17 protein-coding genes are annotated in these 16,079 nt (G+C 67.9%); 12 read left to right on the top strand and 5 right to left on the bottom strand.

The window, feature by feature from the left end; genetic code table 11:
- The first annotated feature begins 31 nt into the window (after positions 1-31).
- The 6 genes from rimO to mltG all read left to right on the top strand — a co-directional run bounded on the left by rimO (position 32) and on the right by mltG (position 5,382).
- Complete coding sequence (gene rimO / locus JOY29_RS13350; protein WP_300974022.1) at positions 32-1,417, top strand: 30S ribosomal protein S12 methylthiotransferase RimO; 1,386 nt, start codon at positions 32-34, stop codon at positions 1,415-1,417.
- Complete coding sequence (locus tag JOY29_RS13345) at positions 1,398-2,180, top strand: SDR family oxidoreductase (protein ID WP_300974021.1); 783 nt, start codon at positions 1,398-1,400, stop codon at positions 2,178-2,180. Before rimO ends, JOY29_RS13345 begins: the two co-directional genes overlap by 20 nt.
- Before the next feature lie 31 nt (positions 2,181-2,211).
- On the top strand, positions 2,212-3,618 hold the full coding sequence (locus JOY29_RS13340; RefSeq protein WP_300974020.1) for a M17 family metallopeptidase: 1,407 nt from the start codon (positions 2,212-2,214) through the stop codon (positions 3,616-3,618).
- A gap of 124 nt (positions 3,619-3,742) precedes the next feature.
- Complete coding sequence (locus tag JOY29_RS13335) at positions 3,743-4,105, top strand: MarR family transcriptional regulator (protein ID WP_300975554.1); 363 nt, start codon at positions 3,743-3,745, stop codon at positions 4,103-4,105.
- Entirely contained in the window at positions 4,077-4,409 is a 333-nt protein-coding gene (locus JOY29_RS13330; protein ID WP_300974019.1) for an SH3 domain-containing protein, read from the top strand. Before JOY29_RS13335 ends, JOY29_RS13330 begins: the two co-directional genes overlap by 29 nt.
- Before the next feature lie 4 nt (positions 4,410-4,413).
- The gene (mltG, locus tag JOY29_RS13325) at positions 4,414-5,382 is read left to right on the top strand and encodes an endolytic transglycosylase MltG (RefSeq protein ID WP_300975553.1); all 969 of its coding nucleotides are present in this window, start codon (positions 4,414-4,416) and stop codon (positions 5,380-5,382) included.
- A gap of 119 nt (positions 5,383-5,501) precedes the next feature.
- Here mltG and fabF read toward each other — a convergent pair whose 3' ends face one another.
- Together fabF and JOY29_RS13315 are read right to left on the bottom strand one after the other, a co-directional pair.
- On the bottom strand, positions 5,502-6,758 hold the full coding sequence (gene fabF / locus JOY29_RS13320; protein ID WP_300974018.1) for a beta-ketoacyl-ACP synthase II: 1,257 nt from the start codon (positions 6,756-6,758) through the stop codon (positions 5,502-5,504).
- Positions 6,759-6,829: 71 nt separating this feature from the next.
- Positions 6,830-7,066 (bottom strand): acyl carrier protein, encoded by a 237-nt coding sequence (locus tag JOY29_RS13315; protein ID WP_029940227.1) that lies wholly within the window; start codon positions 7,064-7,066, stop codon positions 6,830-6,832.
- Positions 7,067-7,192: 126 nt separating this feature from the next.
- On the opposite strand from JOY29_RS13315, the gene JOY29_RS13310 reads away from it, so the two are divergent.
- The 3 genes from JOY29_RS13310 to JOY29_RS13300 all read left to right on the top strand — a co-directional run bounded on the left by JOY29_RS13310 (position 7,193) and on the right by JOY29_RS13300 (position 11,463).
- A complete protein-coding gene (locus tag JOY29_RS13310) occupies positions 7,193-7,621 on the top strand; it encodes a vgr related protein (RefSeq protein ID WP_300974016.1) in 429 nt (142 codons plus the stop codon).
- 123 nt (positions 7,622-7,744) lie between these two features.
- Positions 7,745-10,231: a TonB-dependent receptor gene (locus JOY29_RS13305; protein WP_300974015.1), complete on the top strand. Its 2,487-nt coding sequence runs from the start codon at positions 7,745-7,747 to the stop codon at positions 10,229-10,231.
- Complete coding sequence (locus tag JOY29_RS13300) at positions 10,228-11,463, top strand: FAD-dependent oxidoreductase (protein ID WP_300974014.1); 1,236 nt, start codon at positions 10,228-10,230, stop codon at positions 11,461-11,463. The genes JOY29_RS13305 and JOY29_RS13300 overlap by 4 nt, the downstream gene beginning before the upstream one ends.
- Position 11,464: 1 nt before the next feature.
- On the opposite strand, the gene grpE is transcribed toward JOY29_RS13300, so the two are convergent.
- Together grpE and hrcA are read right to left on the bottom strand one after the other, a co-directional pair.
- Complete coding sequence (gene grpE, locus JOY29_RS13295; protein WP_300974013.1) at positions 11,465-12,001, bottom strand: nucleotide exchange factor GrpE; 537 nt, start codon at positions 11,999-12,001, stop codon at positions 11,465-11,467.
- A 2-nt stretch (positions 12,002-12,003) separates the two neighbouring features.
- Positions 12,004-13,035 carry a heat-inducible transcriptional repressor HrcA gene (gene hrcA, locus JOY29_RS13290; protein ID WP_300975552.1) on the bottom strand — a complete coding sequence of 344 codons (1,032 nt, stop codon included), beginning with the start codon at positions 13,033-13,035 and terminating at the stop codon, positions 12,004-12,006.
- 257 nt (positions 13,036-13,292) lie between these two features.
- Between hrcA and rph the strand changes: the two genes are divergently transcribed.
- The 3 genes from rph to hemW are packed head-to-tail and all read left to right on the top strand — an operon-like array spanning position 13,293 to position 15,804.
- Complete coding sequence (gene rph / locus JOY29_RS13285; protein ID WP_300974012.1) at positions 13,293-14,003, top strand: ribonuclease PH; 711 nt, start codon at positions 13,293-13,295, stop codon at positions 14,001-14,003.
- A complete protein-coding gene (rdgB, locus tag JOY29_RS13280) occupies positions 13,991-14,608 on the top strand; it encodes an RdgB/HAM1 family non-canonical purine NTP pyrophosphatase (RefSeq protein ID WP_300975551.1) in 618 nt (205 codons plus the stop codon). Before rph ends, rdgB begins: the two co-directional genes overlap by 13 nt.
- A complete protein-coding gene (gene hemW / locus JOY29_RS13275) occupies positions 14,593-15,804 on the top strand; it encodes a radical SAM family heme chaperone HemW (RefSeq protein ID WP_300974011.1) in 1,212 nt (403 codons plus the stop codon). The genes rdgB and hemW overlap by 16 nt, the downstream gene beginning before the upstream one ends.
- On the opposite strand, the gene JOY29_RS13270 is transcribed toward hemW, so the two are convergent.
- Complete coding sequence (locus JOY29_RS13270) at positions 15,759-16,070, bottom strand: hypothetical protein (protein WP_300974010.1); 312 nt, start codon at positions 16,068-16,070, stop codon at positions 15,759-15,761. The genes hemW and JOY29_RS13270 overlap by 46 nt on opposite strands.
- Between the last annotated feature and the right edge of the window lie 9 nt (positions 16,071-16,079).

Raw genomic sequence — 16,079 nt, 5'->3', positions numbered from 1 at the left:
ACTTTTCCGTTAGCTGCGCGAGCCTTCCATCATGGCCACCATCCTTCCCACCCCGCCGCGCGTCGGCATGGTCTCCTTGGGCTGTCCCAAGAACCTCGTGGATTCCGAGCGGATCCTCGGGCAGCTGCGGTCCGACGGCTATCAGATGAGCGCCGACTATCAGGGCGCCGACGTGGTCCTGGTCAACACCTGCGGCTTCCTCGATTCGGCCAAGGAAGAGAGCCTCGAGGCGATCGGCGAGGCCCTCGCCGAAAATGGCCGGGTCATCGTCACCGGCTGCATGGGCCGCGAGGCCGAGGTCATCCGCGAGCGCTTCCCCAACGTCCTCGCGATCACCGGCGCCCACGCCTACGAAGACGTCGTCGCTGCCGTGCATGACGCCGCGCCTGCGCCGCGCTCGCCCTATCTCGACCTGGTGCCGCAGGCGACACCGCACCTCAAGCTGACGCCCAGGCACTACAGCTACCTGAAAATCTCCGAGGGCTGCAATCACCGCTGCGCCTTCTGCATCATCCCGCAGATCCGCGGCGACCTCGTCAGCCGCCGCCCCGACGCCATCCTCCGCGAAGCCGAGAAGCTGCTGGCGCAGGGGACCAAGGAACTGCTGGTCATCAGCCAGGACACCAGCGCCTACGGCCTCGATCTGAAGCACGCCGCCTGGCCATGGAAGGGTTCGGACGTCCGAGCCCACATGACCGACCTCGCCCGCGCGCTCGGCGAGCTCCGCACGCCTGACGGCGACCGGCCGTGGGTGCGACTCCATTACGTCTATCCTTATCCGCACGTCGACCGGGTCATGCCGCTGATGGCCGAGGGTCTGGTCCTCCCTTACCTCGACATCCCCTTCCAGCACGCGTCCCCGAAGGTGCTGAAGGCCATGCGCCGCCCGGCCAACGAGGCGCGGGTGCTCGAGCGGCTCGTCCAGTGGCGCCGAGACGTGCCCGACATCGCCATCCGCTCCTCCTTCGTGGTCGGCTTCCCGGGAGAAACCGAGGAGGACTTCGACTATCTCCTCCAGTGGCTCGCCGAAGCCCGCCTTGACCGCGTCGGCGCCTTCCGCTTCGAGCCGGTCGAAGGCGCACCCGCCAACGACCTTCCCGGCCATGTGCCGGAAGAGGTCAAGGAAGAGCGCTACGCCCGCGTGATGGAACTGACCGCCCGGATCTCGGCCGAAAAGCTCGCGGCCAAGGTCGGCTCCAGCCTCGACGTCATCATCGACGCCGTGGACCCGGAGACCGGCGGCGCGACCGGCCGGAGCAAGGCCGACGCGCGCGAGATCGACGGCGAGGTCCACCTGCGTGATGCCGGCTACCTTGCGGCGGGCGACATCGTGCGCGTCGAGGTCGAGGAAGCGGACGAGCACGACCTGTTCGGCGTTCCTCTTCAGGAGCAAGCGCATGAGGCGGCTCGAGGATAAGCTCTGCGTCGTGACCGGCGGCGCCCGCGGCATCGGGCACGCCATTGTCGAGCGCTTCCGCGACGAGGGCGCCCGCGTGGTCATGACCGACGTCGACCAAGACGCCGGCATTCCCGCCGCCGAAGCGCTCGGCGCCGACTTCCTCCTTCTCGACGTGCGCGAGGAAGAGCAGTGGGCCGAACTCGCCCGCCTTCACCCCGCCTGCGACGTCCTCGTCAACAACGCTGGCGTGACCGGTTTCGAAGGCGCGGCCACCGCCCACGATCCCGAGCACGCCAGCCTCGCCGAATGGCATGCCGTCCACCGCACCAACCTCGACGGCACCTTCCTCGGCTGCCGCTACGCCATCGGCGCGATGAAGGCGAAGGGCGACGGTTCGATCATCAACATCTCCTCGCGCTCGGGCCTGGTCGGCATCGCCGGCGCCGCTGCCTACGCATCGTCCAAGGCGGCCATCCGCAACCATTCCAACTCGGTCGCCCTTTATTGCGCACAACAGGGCTGGCGCATCCGCTGCAACAGCGTCCACCCCGCCGCCATCCTTACCCCCATGTGGGAAGCGCTGATCGGCAACGGCCCCGATCGCGACGCGAAGATGGCGGCGATGGTCGACGACACCCCGCTTCGCCGCTTCGGCACGCCGCAAGAGGTCGCCGCCATGGTCGCCTATCTCGCCGCGGACGAGAGCGCCTACGTCACCGGGTCCGAATTCCACATCGACGGCGGCCTCCTCGCCGGCACGGCAGCCAGCCCGGGCGACTAGTTCTCGGGCACTTTTGCGCTACATCGCGCTGATGACCGATTTTGCCGCCCTGCTCCGCCCCGACAAAGGCGAACCCGCCAGCCTCATCCACCTCCTCGATACCGAGCGGCTCGCCGACTGGCTCAAGACCAGGGCCCAGCAGCGCCGCGCGCTGGTCGAGGCCGCGCGGTTCGAAGGCAAGGCGGGACAGCTGCTCATCGTCCCCGCCGCCGCTGGCTCCCCGTCCGACTTCGAGGTGCTGGTCGGCGTGGCCAATGCGACAAGCCTCACCCCCTGGTGCCTAGCCCATGCCGCCGACCGCCTTCCGCAGGGCAGCTACCGTCTCGCCGACGATGCCGCGCCGGGCCTCGCTGCCCTGGGCTGGCTCCTCGCCCAGCATCGCTTCACCCGCTACAAGAGCAAGCCGGACGAGCCGGTCGGCGCGCGCGTCCTGCTCAGCGCCGAACCCGCCCGCATCGACGAGCTGGTCCGCCAGGCCGAAGCCACCGCCCTCGTCCGCGACCTCGTCGACACGCCTGCCGCCGACCTCGGCCCGGCCGAGCTGGAAAAGGCCGTGCGCGACTGGGCCTCATCCGCCGGCGTTGAAGTGGAGGTCACCAGGGGCGACCCGCTTGAGCAGGGCTTTCCGATGATCCACGCCGTGGGCGCCGCCGCCGTCCCAAGCCGCGCCCCGCGCCTGATCGAGGCGCGCTGGGGTGATCCAGCCCACCGCCGCCTCGCCATCATCGGCAAGGGCGTGGTGTTCGACAGCGGCGGGCTCGACATCAAGCCGGCGTCGGGCATGCGCCTGATGAAGAAGGACATGGGCGGCGCGGCCCACGCGCTCGCCCTTGCCCGGCTGATCGTCGCCGAACGCTGGCCGGTCCGTCTCCACCTGCTTATCCCGGCGGTTGAGAATGCCATTGCCGGCGGCGCTTTCCGGCCGGGCGACATCCTCGCCAGCCGCAAGGGCCTGCGCGTCGAGATCGACAATACCGACGCCGAAGGCCGTCTGGTCCTTGGCGACGCGCTCACCCGCGCCGGCGAGGAAGGGGCGGAGATGATCGTCGACTTCGCCACCCTCACCGGTGCCGCCCGAGTGGCGCTCGGCCCCGATCTCCCCGCCACCTTCAGCAATGACGACGGCTTCGCGGCCGACCTGATGGCGGCCGGCACCGAGGTCGCCGACCCGCTTTGGCGCCTGCCGCTGTGGGACGGCTACGACGACATGCTGAAGAGCGATCTCGCCGACCTGACGAACAGCGCCGACTCACCCTTCGCCGGGACCATCACCGCCGCCCTCTTCCTCCGCCGGTTCGTGCCCGAGGGCGCCAAGTGGGCGCATCTCGACACCTTTGCCTGGCGCCCAGCACCGCGTCCCGGACGACCCAAAGGCGGCGAGGCGCTCGGACTTCGGGCCGTCCATTCCGCCCTCTCCCGCCGCTACGGCCGCGTTTAGCAACTGTTTTTTAACCAATCCCTTCACGGGAGCGCAACAATTCCCTCCCTCGCCGGTTGACCGGACACGCTAAGGCAGGCGAGGAGTTTCCAATCCAATGAGCGATGCTTCGCTGAGCGGGTGGATGCGTGCCCTGGTCGGCTATGTCCGGTCAGGTGAACCGGATCTCACCAACCGTCAGATGGCTCTTCTGATGATCGTCTATCTGACGCCCGGCCCCCATACCGTCCGTGGCCTCGCCCGCGTGCTTGGCGTTTCCAAGCCGGTCGTGACCCGTGCCTTGAATACGTTGGGTGCGCTCGGCTATCTGCGCCGCGAACGAGACCAGGACGACCGCCGCAACGTGTTCGTCGTCCGGACCAGCAGCGGGGCGGATTTCCTTGAAGGCTTCAAACGCAACATCCGGGGCAGTGAACGGGGCAGCGGCGGTGACCGCGAGGCCGACCGCCGCCCCGCCCTTGGCCAGCTCGCCCACGCGCATCGCTGATACGCCGCCGGGCGGTTTTCCGCTCGCCGGCCCGTCCAACCATCCCGATCCGCGCACCCATGCCTATCGCCAGGACCTCGCCGATGTGGCGCTGGCAGGACGGGTGATCGCTTCCCACTACGCCGTCCCCCTGCCGCTCAGCCTCAAGGAGGCCGCGACCCTGCTCGCCGAACCACGGCCCGGCTCGGTCAAGCTGGCCGACCTCCCGGCCGGATTCGAGGTCCGGATCCTCGACCGCCGCGGCGGCTGGGCCTGGGGTTATGCGGGAGCGACGGTCGGCTACCTCCCGGCAAGCGCGCTTTGACATGCTGAAGCGGCTCCTCGTCAGCGCCATCCTGCTCGGCGTTGCCGCACTGCTCGTCCTGACCTGGCTCTTCTGGTGGTCGGGCGCTTCCGCCTCGGCCGAGACGCAGACGGTCACGGTGGAAGAGGGCGCCACGCTCACCAGCCTCTGCCCGGGGCTTGAGCGGAAGGGCTTGGTGCGCGATTGCGCGCCTTTCCGCGCCTATGCCCGCCTGCTCGGCTCGTCCGACGGAATCCAGGCCGGTGAGTTCGAGATTCCTGCCGGCACCAGTCAGGCCGCACTGCTCGACATCCTCCAGCACGGCAGTCCGGTCCAGCGGCTGGTCACCGTCCCCGAGGGCATGCCGAGCATCCTCGTCGCCGAGAAGCTCGCCGCCCTTCCCTATCTTACCGGCGCCGTGCCCGACATCGCCGAAGGCTCCGTCCTCCCGGACAGCTACAGTTTTGCCCGCGGCGAGGCACGCTCGGCGGTGGCCCGGCGGATGGAAGCGGCCATGGCCAAGGCGCTTGCCGAGGAATGGGCGAAGCGCAAGCCCGGCACCTGCCCCGTCTCCACGCCCGAGGAAACGATCATCCTCGCCTCCATTGTTGAGAAGGAAACCGCCAAGCCGTCCGAGCGGCGCGCCGTCGCCGGCGTCTACTGCAACCGGCTGAAGATCGGCATGAAGTTGGATGCGGACCCGACGGTCATCTATCCCGTCACCAAGGGCAAGCCGCTCGGCCGCCGGATCCTCAGGTCGGAGCTGAACGCCGACACCGGCTACAACACGTACCGGCGCGCAGGCCTGCCGGCCGGCCCGATCGCCAACCCCGGACGCGCCAGCATCGCCGCCGTCCTCGACCCCGAACCGCACCAGTATATCTATTTCGTCGCCGACGGCACCGGCGGCCATGTCTTCGCCCGTACCTATCCGGAGCATCAGGCGAACGTGGAAAAGTGGTTCGCCATCCGCAAGGCGCGCAGAGAGATGTGAAACAGTCCCTTCCCCTTCACGGGGAGGTGCCCGAAGGGCGGAGGGGGCTTGAGTGGTGGCAAAGCGCCCTCGCTTGCCGCTCCGCGCCAAGCTGCTCCCCCTGGCGGGGGAACGACGTGTCAGACCGCCTTGACGATCAGGCTGGCGTTGGTCCCCCCAAAGCCGAAGCTGTTGTTGAGCGCTGCCCGCACCGGCCGCTTCTTCGCGACATGCGGCACCAGGTCGACACCCTCGGTACCCTCGTCGGGATCATCGAGATTGAGCGTCGGCGGGACGATCTGGTCGCGAATGGCGAGAATGCAGAAGATGGCCTCGACTGCGCCCGCACCGCCCAGGAGATGGCCGATCGCCGACTTGGTGCTGCTCATTGACGCGCCACTAAGATCGGCGCCCAACACGCGCTTCACCGCCGCAAGCTCGATCGTGTCGGCCATGGTCGAGGTACCGTGCGCATTGACGTAGTCGATATCGCCCGGTCCAAGGCCGGCCTTCTTGAGCGCCATGCGCATCGCCAGTTCGGCACCGCGGCCTTCGGGGTGCGGTGCAGTCACGTGATAGGCGTCGCCCGACAGGCCATAGCCGACCACTTCGGCGTAGATCTTCGCGCCGCGCGCCTTGGCATGCTCATATTCCTCGAGCACGACCACGCCGGCGCCTTCGCCCATGACGAAGCCGTCGCGGTTCTTGTCGTAGGGACGGCTCGCCTTCTCAGGTGCGTCGTTGCTCGACATGTTGAGCGCGCGGGCCTGGGCGAAACCAGCGACACCAAGCGGGTTGATGGTCGATTCCGCGCCGCCGGCCAGCATGATGTCGGCATCGTCGTCGCGGATCATCCGGGCTGCGTCGCCGATCGAATGGGCGCCGGTCGAGCAGGCGGTGACCACTGCATGGTTCGGGCCCATCAGCCCATATTTGATACTGACCTGGCCGGAGATGAGGTTGATGAGGCGGCCGTGCACGAAGTGCGGCGAGACCCGCCCGGGCCCCTTCTCGTGCAGCACGATGCTTTCGCTCTCGATGCCCGGAAGGCCGCCGATACCGCTTCCGATGGAAACACCGGTGCGCAGGCGCAGCTCTTCGGGCATGTCGGTCAGCCCGGCATCCTCGATCGCCTGGCCGGCCGCGTCGATTCCGAAGACGATGAACGGATCGACCTGCCGCTGGACCTTGTGATCGACGCGCTTGCCCGGATCGAAGCCATATTCATGGTCTGCCGGCTTCACCTCGCAAGCGATATGACACTTCTGGTCCGACGTATCGAATTTCGTGATGCGCCCTGCGCCGCTCTTGGAGGCGAGGATATTGCGCCACGTGGTCTCAACGTCACCGCCAAGGGGAGTGACCAGTCCAAGTCCGGTGACGACAACACGACGCATACCATTCTCCTCATGCGAAACAGGCCCGGCGGCGAGCCGAGCCTGCATCTTCTAAACGTCAGGCGAGTGGCTCAGCCCTGGTGCTGGTCGATATAGTCGATCGCGTCCTTGACCGTCGTGATCTTCTCGGCCGCGTCGTCGGGAATCTCGACCCCGAACTCTTCCTCGAAGGCCATGACCAGCTCGACGATGTCGAGGCTGTCCGCGCCCAGATCGTCGATGAAGCTCGCTTCCTCGGTCACCTTTTCGGCTTCAACGCCCAGATGCTCCACAACGATCTTCTTCACGCGCTCGGCAGTCTCGCTCATCTTTCTTCCCTTCCGGTGGTTCTTTAGGCGATGCGTTAGCGAGGCGTCCGGCAGTTGCCAAGAGTTTCGGGAGTGCCCCTTGAGATGGTGAGAGACGGGCGAGCGCTGACACAAGGCGAGACCGACATGGCCCGCTCGGTGTTCGGCGACGCCATCGACTATGGGCGAGTGCGGCTGATCCGGCGGCGATGGTGGCCGTTCCAGCCCAAGGGCATCGTCATGGCGCCGACCGGCAACATCCACTTCCACCCTGCCGACCCCGGCTGGCGTGAGGATTTCTCCATCGCCGACTGGCCGCTCCAAGGCCTCTTCATCCACGAGATGACCCATGTCTGGCAGGCCCAGAGAGCCGGCCGCTTCTACCTCCCGTTGATGCGCCATCCCTTCTGCCGCTACGCCTACTCCTACCGGAATGGCCGCCCGTTCCTCCGCTATGGACTCGAACAGCAGGCCGAACTCGTCCGCCACGCCTTCCTCCAGCGCCGCGGCATCATGCCGCGAAACAGCGCACAACTAGCTGAGATCGAGTTGATTTTGCCCTTTTCACAAGGCTGAGAGACCTGTCGCGCAAGAGTCACACTTGTGGACGGAAAGCTGCACATCGGCTGCACGGGGCTCCCGAAGATTCGGCAGAAAGGTTAGTTTCTTCCCCACAACGACAAATGGGGGTCAAGAACCATGCGCCTGAACTCTTCCGCCCGTCGCAGCCTGCTGGCGACCGCCGCCACTTTCGCCGTCGCCTTCCCGGCGGCAGCCCAGACCAGCCAGGAGCAGCAGGCGCAGGCCGTCAGCAGCACCGTCTCCGATCCGACTCCGGACGCTGACGAGCGCTCGCTCGGCGACATCATCGTCACGGCGACCAAGCGTGCCTCGACGGTTCAGGACGTCCCCTTCTCGATCAACGCCCAGACGCAGGAAGACATTCAGCGCGCGAATGCCGGCACCATCGAGGACATCAGCCGCAACGTCGCCGGCCTGCAGGTTCAGAACCTCGGGCCGGGCCAAAGCCAGGTCAGCGTGCGCGGCGTTTCCGCCGGCCAGATCGTCCGCGACCAGCCCGGCGTGAAGGAGCAGGTCGGTGTGTATCTCGACGAGAGCGTTGTCTCGCTGTCGCTCTTCACCCCCGACTTCGACCTGTTCGACCTGAACCGAGTCGAGACGCTCCGCGGTCCGCAGGGCACCCTGTTCGGCTCCGGCAGCGTCGGCGGCACCATCCGCTACATCACCAACCAGCCCCAACTCGGCCGCATGGAAGGCCTGGTCGAAGCCAATCTCAACAGCCTCAGCGGCGGCGGCAGCGGCGGTCACGTCAAGGGCGCGGTCAACTTGCCGCTCGGCGACAAGGTGGCGATCCGCGCGGTCGGCTACCGCACCAACTTCGCCGGCTTCGTCGATGCCGTCGGCCCGGCCGGCGGCGAGGACATCAACGACGGCGACCGCACCGGCCTCCGCGTCTCGCTGCTGTGGCAGCCGGTCGAGGCGGTGAAGGTCACGCCGCGCGCGGTCTACCAGGTGATCGAGGCGGACGGCTTCAACCGCCAGGAAATCTTCAACCTCTACTCGAACGTCTTCACCAGTCCGGGCCGCATCTACGACGAGCGCCAGCAGTATCTTCTGCTGCGCGAGCGCTTCAAGGACCGCACCCGCCTGTTTGACCTGACCGCGTCCGCGGACTTCGGCGGGGTCGAACTGACCAGCGTCACCAGCTACATCAAGCGCGACATCCTCGTCAGCCGCGACGCCTCGGCGCTGACCGGCTCGGTCTCGGTCGATCTCGGCTTCCCGACCGCCGCGGTGAACCTGCCGTCCAACCTGCGCGACAACACCGATCTCAAGCAGTGGAGCCAGGAAGTCCGCCTCTCCTCAACCGACAGCGGTCCGCTGCAATGGGTGCTCGGCGGCTTCATCTCGAAGGTCGACCGCGTCTATGCGCAGCGCCTGCCCACCCCGGGCTATGATGCCGCCACCAACGCCTGGTTCGCCGCCAACTGCGCTGCGGATCCGACCGACTGCCTCGTGGACAATCCGGCACCGACCCCGGACGTCCCGGTGACCGCGGCCGATATTGCCAACGGCTTTCCCGCCAACTCGCCCTACAATGCCGACCTGCCCTATGACATCAAGCAGAAGGCGGTGTTCGGCGAGGCGAGCTACGACCTCGGCCAGGTCAAGGTCACCGTCGGCGGCCGCTATTACGACTTCTCGGAAAGCCGCGACTTCATCTCGGGCGGCCTGTTCGCCAATGGCGACCGCCGCATTGGTGACAAGACCAAGTCGAACGGCTTCAGCCCGCGCGCGATCGTCACATGGGAACCGAACCGCAACCTTTCGGTGAACGTGCAGGCCGCCAAGGGCTTCCGTCTCGGCGGCGTCAACGATCCGCTCAACATCCCGCTCTGCAACGACCAGGACGAGGCGCTGTTCGGCGGTTTCCAGAATTATGACGACGAGTCGCTCTGGAACTACGAAGCGGGCGTCAAGTACAGCAAGGGTCCGGTCACCTTCAACACGGCCGCCTTCTATACCGACATCAAGAACCTCCAGGTGACGCTCGACGCGGGCAGTTGCTCGAGCCGCGTCGTGTTCAACGTCGACAAGGCCCACACCAAGGGCGTCGAGGCGGAATTCAACCTCCGTCCGCTCGCCGGCCTCGACCTTGGCTTCGCCGGCAGCCTCGTGCAGGCGGAGTTCGACACCACCCTTCCCGGCGCCCTCGCCGCGGCGACCGGCATCCGTGACGGCAACCGCCTGCCAAGCGTGCCCAAATATCAGTTCGCGGTCTCTGCCAGCTACGGCACCCGCCTGACCGACAATGGCGACTTCTTCGTCTCGGCCAGCTGGCAGCGCGTCGGCAATCGGTACACGCAGCCGGCCGACCAGGAGAACAATCCGCGAAGCTTCGTCTCGGGCCTGCCGTTCAACGGCGCGACCGGCACCGGTGCCACCGTCGTGGACCTCAAGCTGCCTGCCTACAGCCTCGTCAACCTCTCGGCGGGCGTCGATTTCGACAGCGGGCTCGGCATCCAGCTCTACGCCAACAACCTGTTCGACGAGAATGCCCTGCTCTCCTTCGACCGCGAGCGCGGTGGCCGTGCCCGTCTCGGCTACAACATCGGCCGTCCGCGGGAGATCGGCATCACCCTCCGGCAGAAGTTCGGCCGGTGAGCAAGCGCGGCACGCCTTCGGGCGCGCCGCCTGAGCTGAACGTCACGCGCCGCTCGCTCCTCCTCGGAGCGGGCGGCGTCGCCGTTTCGGCGCCGGCGATCCTTCCGGCCCAGCGCCGCGGCTCGGCGCCGCGAGTGACCGTGGTCGGCGCCGGCGTATTCGGCAGCTGGACCGCCGAGCAGCTCCGCCGCCGCGGCGCCAGGGTGACGCTGGTCGACGCCTGGAGCCCGGGTCACAGCCGCTCCAGCTCGGGTGGTGAATCGCGCATGACCCGCGCCGGCTACGGCAAGGACGAGATCTACGCCCGAATGGCGCTTGCCAGCCTGTCCGAATGGCAGTCGCTGAGCCGCGCCTCGGGCCTGCCCATCCTCGTCCCCCACGGAGTCCTCTTCTTCTTCCAGAACGACCTTTCCTATCTGCTCGCCAGCCTCGACGTGCACCGCCGCCTCGGCCTCCCAACCGAGTCGCTCGACCGCTCGGCGCTTGCCGCCCGCTTCCCGATGATCGCCTTCGACGGCGTCCAGGGCGGCATGTTCGAGCCGCGCTTCGGCGCGCTGATGGCCAGGCGGGCGATCCAGACCCTCGTTCATCGCTTCCTTGGGGCGGGCGGCCAGTTCGAGCAGCGCCGGATCGACGGCACCGGCGACTATCCCGCCGCCGACCGGATCGTGCTGGCGCTCGGGCCGTGGCTGCCCAAGCTCTTCCCCCGATTGCTCGGCCAGCGCATTGTCGCCACCCGGCAGGAGGTATTCACCTTCGTGCCGCCCGCAGGCGACCCCTGGTTCACGCCGGCCCGGATGCCCGGCTGGGCCGACTTCAACAATGGCGACGTCTTCTACGGCTTCCCCGATCTCGAGGGTAAAGGCGTCAAGTTCGCCCATGACGCCCACGGCGCCGTGGTGGATCCCCAGACGCAGGACCGGCGCTTCACCGACAAGGCGCTCGCCGAGGTCGTCGCCTTCCGCGACCGCCGCTTTCCGCGCCTGCGCAATGCCCAGCTCGCGACGGCCGAGGTCTGCCAGTACGAGAACAGCTCCAACGGCGACTTCCTCATCGCCCCGCACCCTGACGAGCCGCGCATCATCCTCGTCGGCGGCGGCTCCGGCCACGGCTTCAAGCACGGCCCCGAAGTCGGCCGCATGGCCGCAGAACTGACGCTTGACGGCAAGCAGCCAGATCCCCGTTTCAACCTTGCCAGCAAGGGCACGGTCCAGAAAAGGGAAGTGATCTAGTTCAGGGCTTGCGCGCCACCCCAACCAGCGCAGGCCGCAGCAGCCGGTCCTTCAGCACGTAGCCGGCCTGCATCTCCTCGACGACCGTCCCCGGCTCGGCGTCCGACGGCATTTCGATCATCGCCTGGTGGCGGTTGGGGTCGAGCGGCAGGCCCTTGGCCTCTACCCGGCTGACCCCATTGCGGCCGAACACCGCGTCCAGCTCGCGTGCGGTCGCCTCGATGCCCTCGATGAACGCCTTGAACCGTTCGTCTTCGCGCGCGCCCTCCGGCACATGGCCCAGCGCCCGGTCGAGATTGTCCTTCACGCTCAGCATGTCGCGGGCAAAGCCGGTGTTCGCGTAGGCGACCGCCTGGACCCGCTCCTGCTCGGCGCGGCGGCGCACATTCTGCACCTCGGCCGCTGCATAGAGCGCCTTCTGCTCGGCTTCTTCCAGTGCCTTCTGAAGCTCGGCCAGCCGGTCATGCTCCTGCAGTTCGGGGCTCTCCGCCGCCGTTTCCGCACGAATTTCCTCGGCCTCGTCGTGAAGCTTGTCCATTCCTATCCCATCAATCGTGTGAGTGCTTGCGCCGTATAGTCCACCATGGGAACGATCCGCGCATAGTTCAACCGCGTCGGCCCGATCACCCCCACAACGCCGACCACGCGGCCTTCGCTCCCGCGATAGGGCGCCGCGATGACGCTCGATCCGGACAGTGCGAACATCCGGTTCTCCGAGCCGATGAAGATCCGGCAGCCCTCGCCCTCGCGAGCGCTTTCCAGCAGCCGGACGATCTCCTGCCGGTCCTCGAGCTCGCCGAGCAGCCGCCGGACCCGCTCCAGATCCTCGGCCGCCGCCTCGTCGAGGAGGTTGGCCTGGCCGCGCACGATCAGCACCGGCCGCGCCGACTGGTCTTCCCGCCACTCGGCGAGCCCGGTCGCGACCAGCTCGGCCGCCGCCTGGTCGAGCGCCGCCCGCTGCTCGACCATCTCGGCCCGAAGCCGCGACTCCGCCTCGCTAAGCGTCAGGCCGGACAGGCGCCCGGTGACATAGTTGGCGACCTCGCCCAAGGCCGGCGCAGTCATGCCGGGCGGAAGGCCGATCACCCTGTTCTCGACGCTGCCATCCTCGCCGACGATCACCGCCAGCGCCTGCCCCTGGCCCAGCGGCACGAAGGCGAGCTGGCGAAGCCGCCGCTCGATCTTGGGCGCGACGACCACGCCCGCGCAGGCGGACAGGCCGGACAGCGCCGCGGTCGCGTTGGCCAGTGCCTCTTCCAGCGGCCGGCCGCGCACCTGCCCCTCGATCGTGGCGCGCTCCTCCGCGCTCGGCAGGTGACTCTGCATGATCCCGTCGACGAACAGGCGCAGCCCGCTTTCGGTCGGCACCCGCCCCGCCGACGTATGCGGATGGGTGAGCAGCCCCCTGCCCTCCAGCTCGGCCAGCACCGAGCGGATCGAGGCCGGCGACAGGTTGACCGCATGGGTCAGCGTCTTCGATCCCACCGGCTGCCCGCGGTCGAGATAGGCCTCGACCACCAGCCCGAAGATGTCGCGCATCCTGGTCGTCAGTTCGGGCAGCGGCGGGCTCATGGGCATCATGTAATCGCCCTTCCACCACCCGTCATCCCCGCGGACGCGAACGCGGGGCACGTTCGCCATCCTGTCCTACAGCTCTCGCTTGTGTCATATGGCTTCGATGCCATCCGCCCGCTTGCACCACCCGCATCCGCACGACCTCACCGTCCATTTCTGAACAACTGGACGAACTGGACGATATGCCTTTTTCCTTCCTGCGAGCGCGGACATAAGGCTAAGGGCGGCGCAAACGTCACAAGGAGAATGATCCCATGCGCCCATCCGGCCGCGCCCCCGACCAGATGCGCGAGCTCCGCTTCGAGCCCGGCTTCACCCGCCATGCCGAAGGCTCGTGCCTCGTCAGCTTCGGCGACACGCGCGTACTGGTCACCGCCAGCCTCGAGGAAAAGGTCCCGCCCTTCCTCCGCGGCAAGGGCCAGGGATGGGTCACCGCCGAATATGGCATGCTCCCCCGCGCCACCCACACCCGCGGCGCGCGTGAGGCGGCCAAGGGCAAGCAGTCCGGCCGAACCCAGGAGATCCAGCGCCTGATCGGCCGCTCCTTACGCGCCGTGACCGACCTTGGCCTGCTCGGCGAGCGCCAGATCGTCCTCGATTGCGACGTCATCCAGGCCGACGGGGGCACCCGCACCGCTGCCATCTCGGGCGCCTGGGTAGCCCTTCGCCTCGCAGTCGACGGCATCATGGACAAGCTCAGCGCCGACCCGATCCGCACCCAGGTCGCTGCCGTCAGCAGCGGCTTCCACAACGGCACCGCCGTGCTCGATCTCGACTATATTGAGGATTCGAACGCGGGCAGCGACGGCAATTTTGTCCTCACTGCCGATGGCGCCATTGTCGAGGCGCAGCTCACCGCCGAAGGCGCGACCTTCGACGAGGAAGGCCTGCTCCGCCTTCTCCGCCTCGCCCGCATCGGCTGCGGCGACATCTTCGAAGCGCAGCGCAAGGCCTGCGGTCGGTGACCCCGATCGGGCCGAAGCTGGTCATCGCGACCCACAACGAAGGCAAGCTGCGCGAAATTCGCGCGCTGGTGGCGCCGTTCGGCATCGAATGCCTCGGCGCCGCCGAGCTCGACCTGCCCGAGCCCGAGGAAACCGGCACCAGCTTCGTCGCCAATGCCGAACTGAAGGCCCGCGCCGCCGCCGACTCGAGCGGCCTTCCGGCCCTGTCCGACGATAGCGGCCTCAGCGTCGATGCGCTGAACGGCGAGCCCGGCATCCACTCCGCCCGCTGGGCCGAGGACGAAGCCGGCAAGCGCGACTTCGGCCGTGCGATGGAAAAGGTCGAGGCCGCGCTCGACGCCGCCGGTCCCGAGGCCGGCCGCGACGCCCACTTCACCTGCGCCCTCTCGCTCGCCTGGCCCGACGGCCGCACCGAGACCTTCGAAGGCAAGGTTTTCGGCCACCTCGTATGGCCGCCGCGTGGGGACAATGGCTTTGGCTACGATCCCATCTTCGTCCCCCACGGCCACGAGCGGACCTTCGGGGAGATGGAGCCCGAGGCCAAGCATGCGATGAGTCACCGGGCCAAAGCGTTCGAACTGCTGGTGGAATGGCTCGGCCAGTAACTCCCCTCCCGCAAGCGGGAGGGGGAGACCTCGCCCTCTACATTCACTGGCCCTTCTGCGTCAGCAAATGTCCCTATTGCGACTTCAATAGCCATGTTCGCGACGCCATCGACCAGCAGGCCTGGCGCAAGGCGCTGCTTGCCGATCTCGCCCATGAAGCCGCACTGCTGCCCGGCCGGCGGCTGACCAGCATCTTCTTCGGCGGCGGAACGCCCTCGCTGATGGCGCCCGCCACCGCCGAGGCGCTGATCGAGGCCACCACCACTCACTGGCCCGCCGCCGACGGCCTGGAAGTCACCCTCGAGGCCAATCCCTCCTCGGTCGAGGCCGAGCGCTTCGCCGATCTCGCCGCAGCCGGCGTCAACCGGGTCAGCCTCGGCCTCCAGTCGCTCGACGATCAGGCCCTGCACTTCCTTGGCCGCGCCCATTCCGCGGGCGAAGGCATTGCCGCGCTCGAGATCGCGCAGCGCCACTTCGCTCGCGTCTCCTTCGACCTCATCTATGCCCTCCCCGGCCAGACCGCCGATGCCTGGACCGCCATGCTGAACCGGGCCCTGGGCTTCGGTACCGGCCACCTTTCGCTTTATCAGCTCACCATCGAACCCGGCACGCGCTTCGCCGCCCTCCACGCCGCCGGCAAGCTCCAGCCGCTCGACCCCGAAGCCTCCGCCGACCTGTTCGAGCTGACCGCCGCCACCACCGAGGCCGCCGGCATTCCTGCCTACGAGATCAGCAACCACGCCCGCCCCGGCGAGGAGAGCCGGCACAACCTCACCTATTGGCGTTATGGCGATTATGTCGGCGTCGGCCCGGGCGCCCACGGGCGGCGGCATGGCCTCCGCACCGTGCGCCACCGGAAGCCCGAGAACTTCCTCGCCGGCCTTGTCCGCAATGGCCAAGGCATGGCCGAAGAGGCGCCGCTCTCCTCCATTGAGGCAGCCGATGAGGCCTTGGTCATGGGCCTTCGGCTTGCCGAGGGCATCGACCCCGCCGTCATCGCCTTACGGTTCGGCCTTGAACGCCTGCTCGACGACCGCGCCGTCGAGCGGCTCGTTGCCAGCGGTCATCTGGAGTGGGCGGGCAACCGGCTCCGCACGACGGCCGCCGGCCGCCTGCTGCTCGACACCATCCTCGGCCTGATCGCCGATCCTCAGCCGCCGTCGGCGACCAGCCGCTCCGAGAAGTTGGTCATATAGTCGGCGATCTGCTGGTCCGCGTCCGCCTCCGCTGGCCTCTTCGGGCGACCGTTGCGAAGGTCGATCGCCACTAGGGTCGAGCGGAAGGCGTTCAACTCGGACGCGCATGACGCCCGCGCTATGCCTTCGAAATCGCCTGGCGCCTTCTTGTCGGCTTCCGCCTTGGCGACCGTACCCCGAAGGCAGACCAGAAGCGCCTTGCGCTGCGCCGACCCGTCCGCCTGCATCGCCGCTGCGGCGGCGACAAACATCATTCCCGTGAGCATCCCCGAAGC

The sequence above is a fragment of the Sphingomonas sp. LHG3406-1 genome (genome assembly GCF_029637485.1).
In the GTDB taxonomy this organism is placed as follows: Bacteria; Pseudomonadota; Alphaproteobacteria; order Sphingomonadales; family Sphingomonadaceae; genus Sphingomicrobium.
The sequence above is the reverse complement of the archived record's forward strand: the minus strand, read 5'-3'. Positions and strand labels throughout refer to the sequence as shown.

What these genes read in the sequence shown, in the direction of transcription:
- fabF (WP_300974018.1), bottom strand. Translation starts at nt 6,758, where the DNA reads ATGCGTCGTGTTGTCGTCACCGGACTTGGACTGGTCACTCCCCTTGGC.
- rimO (WP_300974022.1), top strand. Translation starts at nt 32, where the DNA reads ATGGCCACCATCCTTCCCACCCCGCCGCGCGTCGGCATGGTCTCCTTG.
- JOY29_RS13305 (WP_300974015.1), top strand. Translation starts at nt 7,745, where the DNA reads ATGCGCCTGAACTCTTCCGCCCGTCGCAGCCTGCTGGCGACCGCCGCC.
- hrcA (WP_300975552.1), bottom strand. Translation starts at nt 13,035, where the DNA reads ATGAGCCCGCCGCTGCCCGAACTGACGACCAGGATGCGCGACATCTTC.
- JOY29_RS13310 (WP_300974016.1), top strand. Translation starts at nt 7,193, where the DNA reads ATGGCCCGCTCGGTGTTCGGCGACGCCATCGACTATGGGCGAGTGCGG.
- grpE (WP_300974013.1), bottom strand. Translation starts at nt 12,001, where the DNA reads ATGGACAAGCTTCACGACGAGGCCGAGGAAATTCGTGCGGAAACGGCG.
- rph (WP_300974012.1), top strand. Translation starts at nt 13,293, where the DNA reads ATGCGCCCATCCGGCCGCGCCCCCGACCAGATGCGCGAGCTCCGCTTC.
- JOY29_RS13345 (WP_300974021.1), top strand. Translation starts at nt 1,398, where the DNA reads ATGAGGCGGCTCGAGGATAAGCTCTGCGTCGTGACCGGCGGCGCCCGC.
- JOY29_RS13340 (WP_300974020.1), top strand. Translation starts at nt 2,212, where the DNA reads ATGACCGATTTTGCCGCCCTGCTCCGCCCCGACAAAGGCGAACCCGCC.
- JOY29_RS13335 (WP_300975554.1), top strand. Translation starts at nt 3,743, where the DNA reads ATGCGTGCCCTGGTCGGCTATGTCCGGTCAGGTGAACCGGATCTCACC.
- JOY29_RS13270 (WP_300974010.1), bottom strand. Translation starts at nt 16,070, where the DNA reads ATGCTCACGGGAATGATGTTTGTCGCCGCCGCAGCGGCGATGCAGGCG.
- hemW (WP_300974011.1), top strand. Translation starts at nt 14,593, where the DNA reads ATGGCTCGGCCAGTAACTCCCCTCCCGCAAGCGGGAGGGGGAGACCTC.
- JOY29_RS13315 (WP_029940227.1), bottom strand. Translation starts at nt 7,066, where the DNA reads ATGAGCGAGACTGCCGAGCGCGTGAAGAAGATCGTTGTGGAGCATCTG.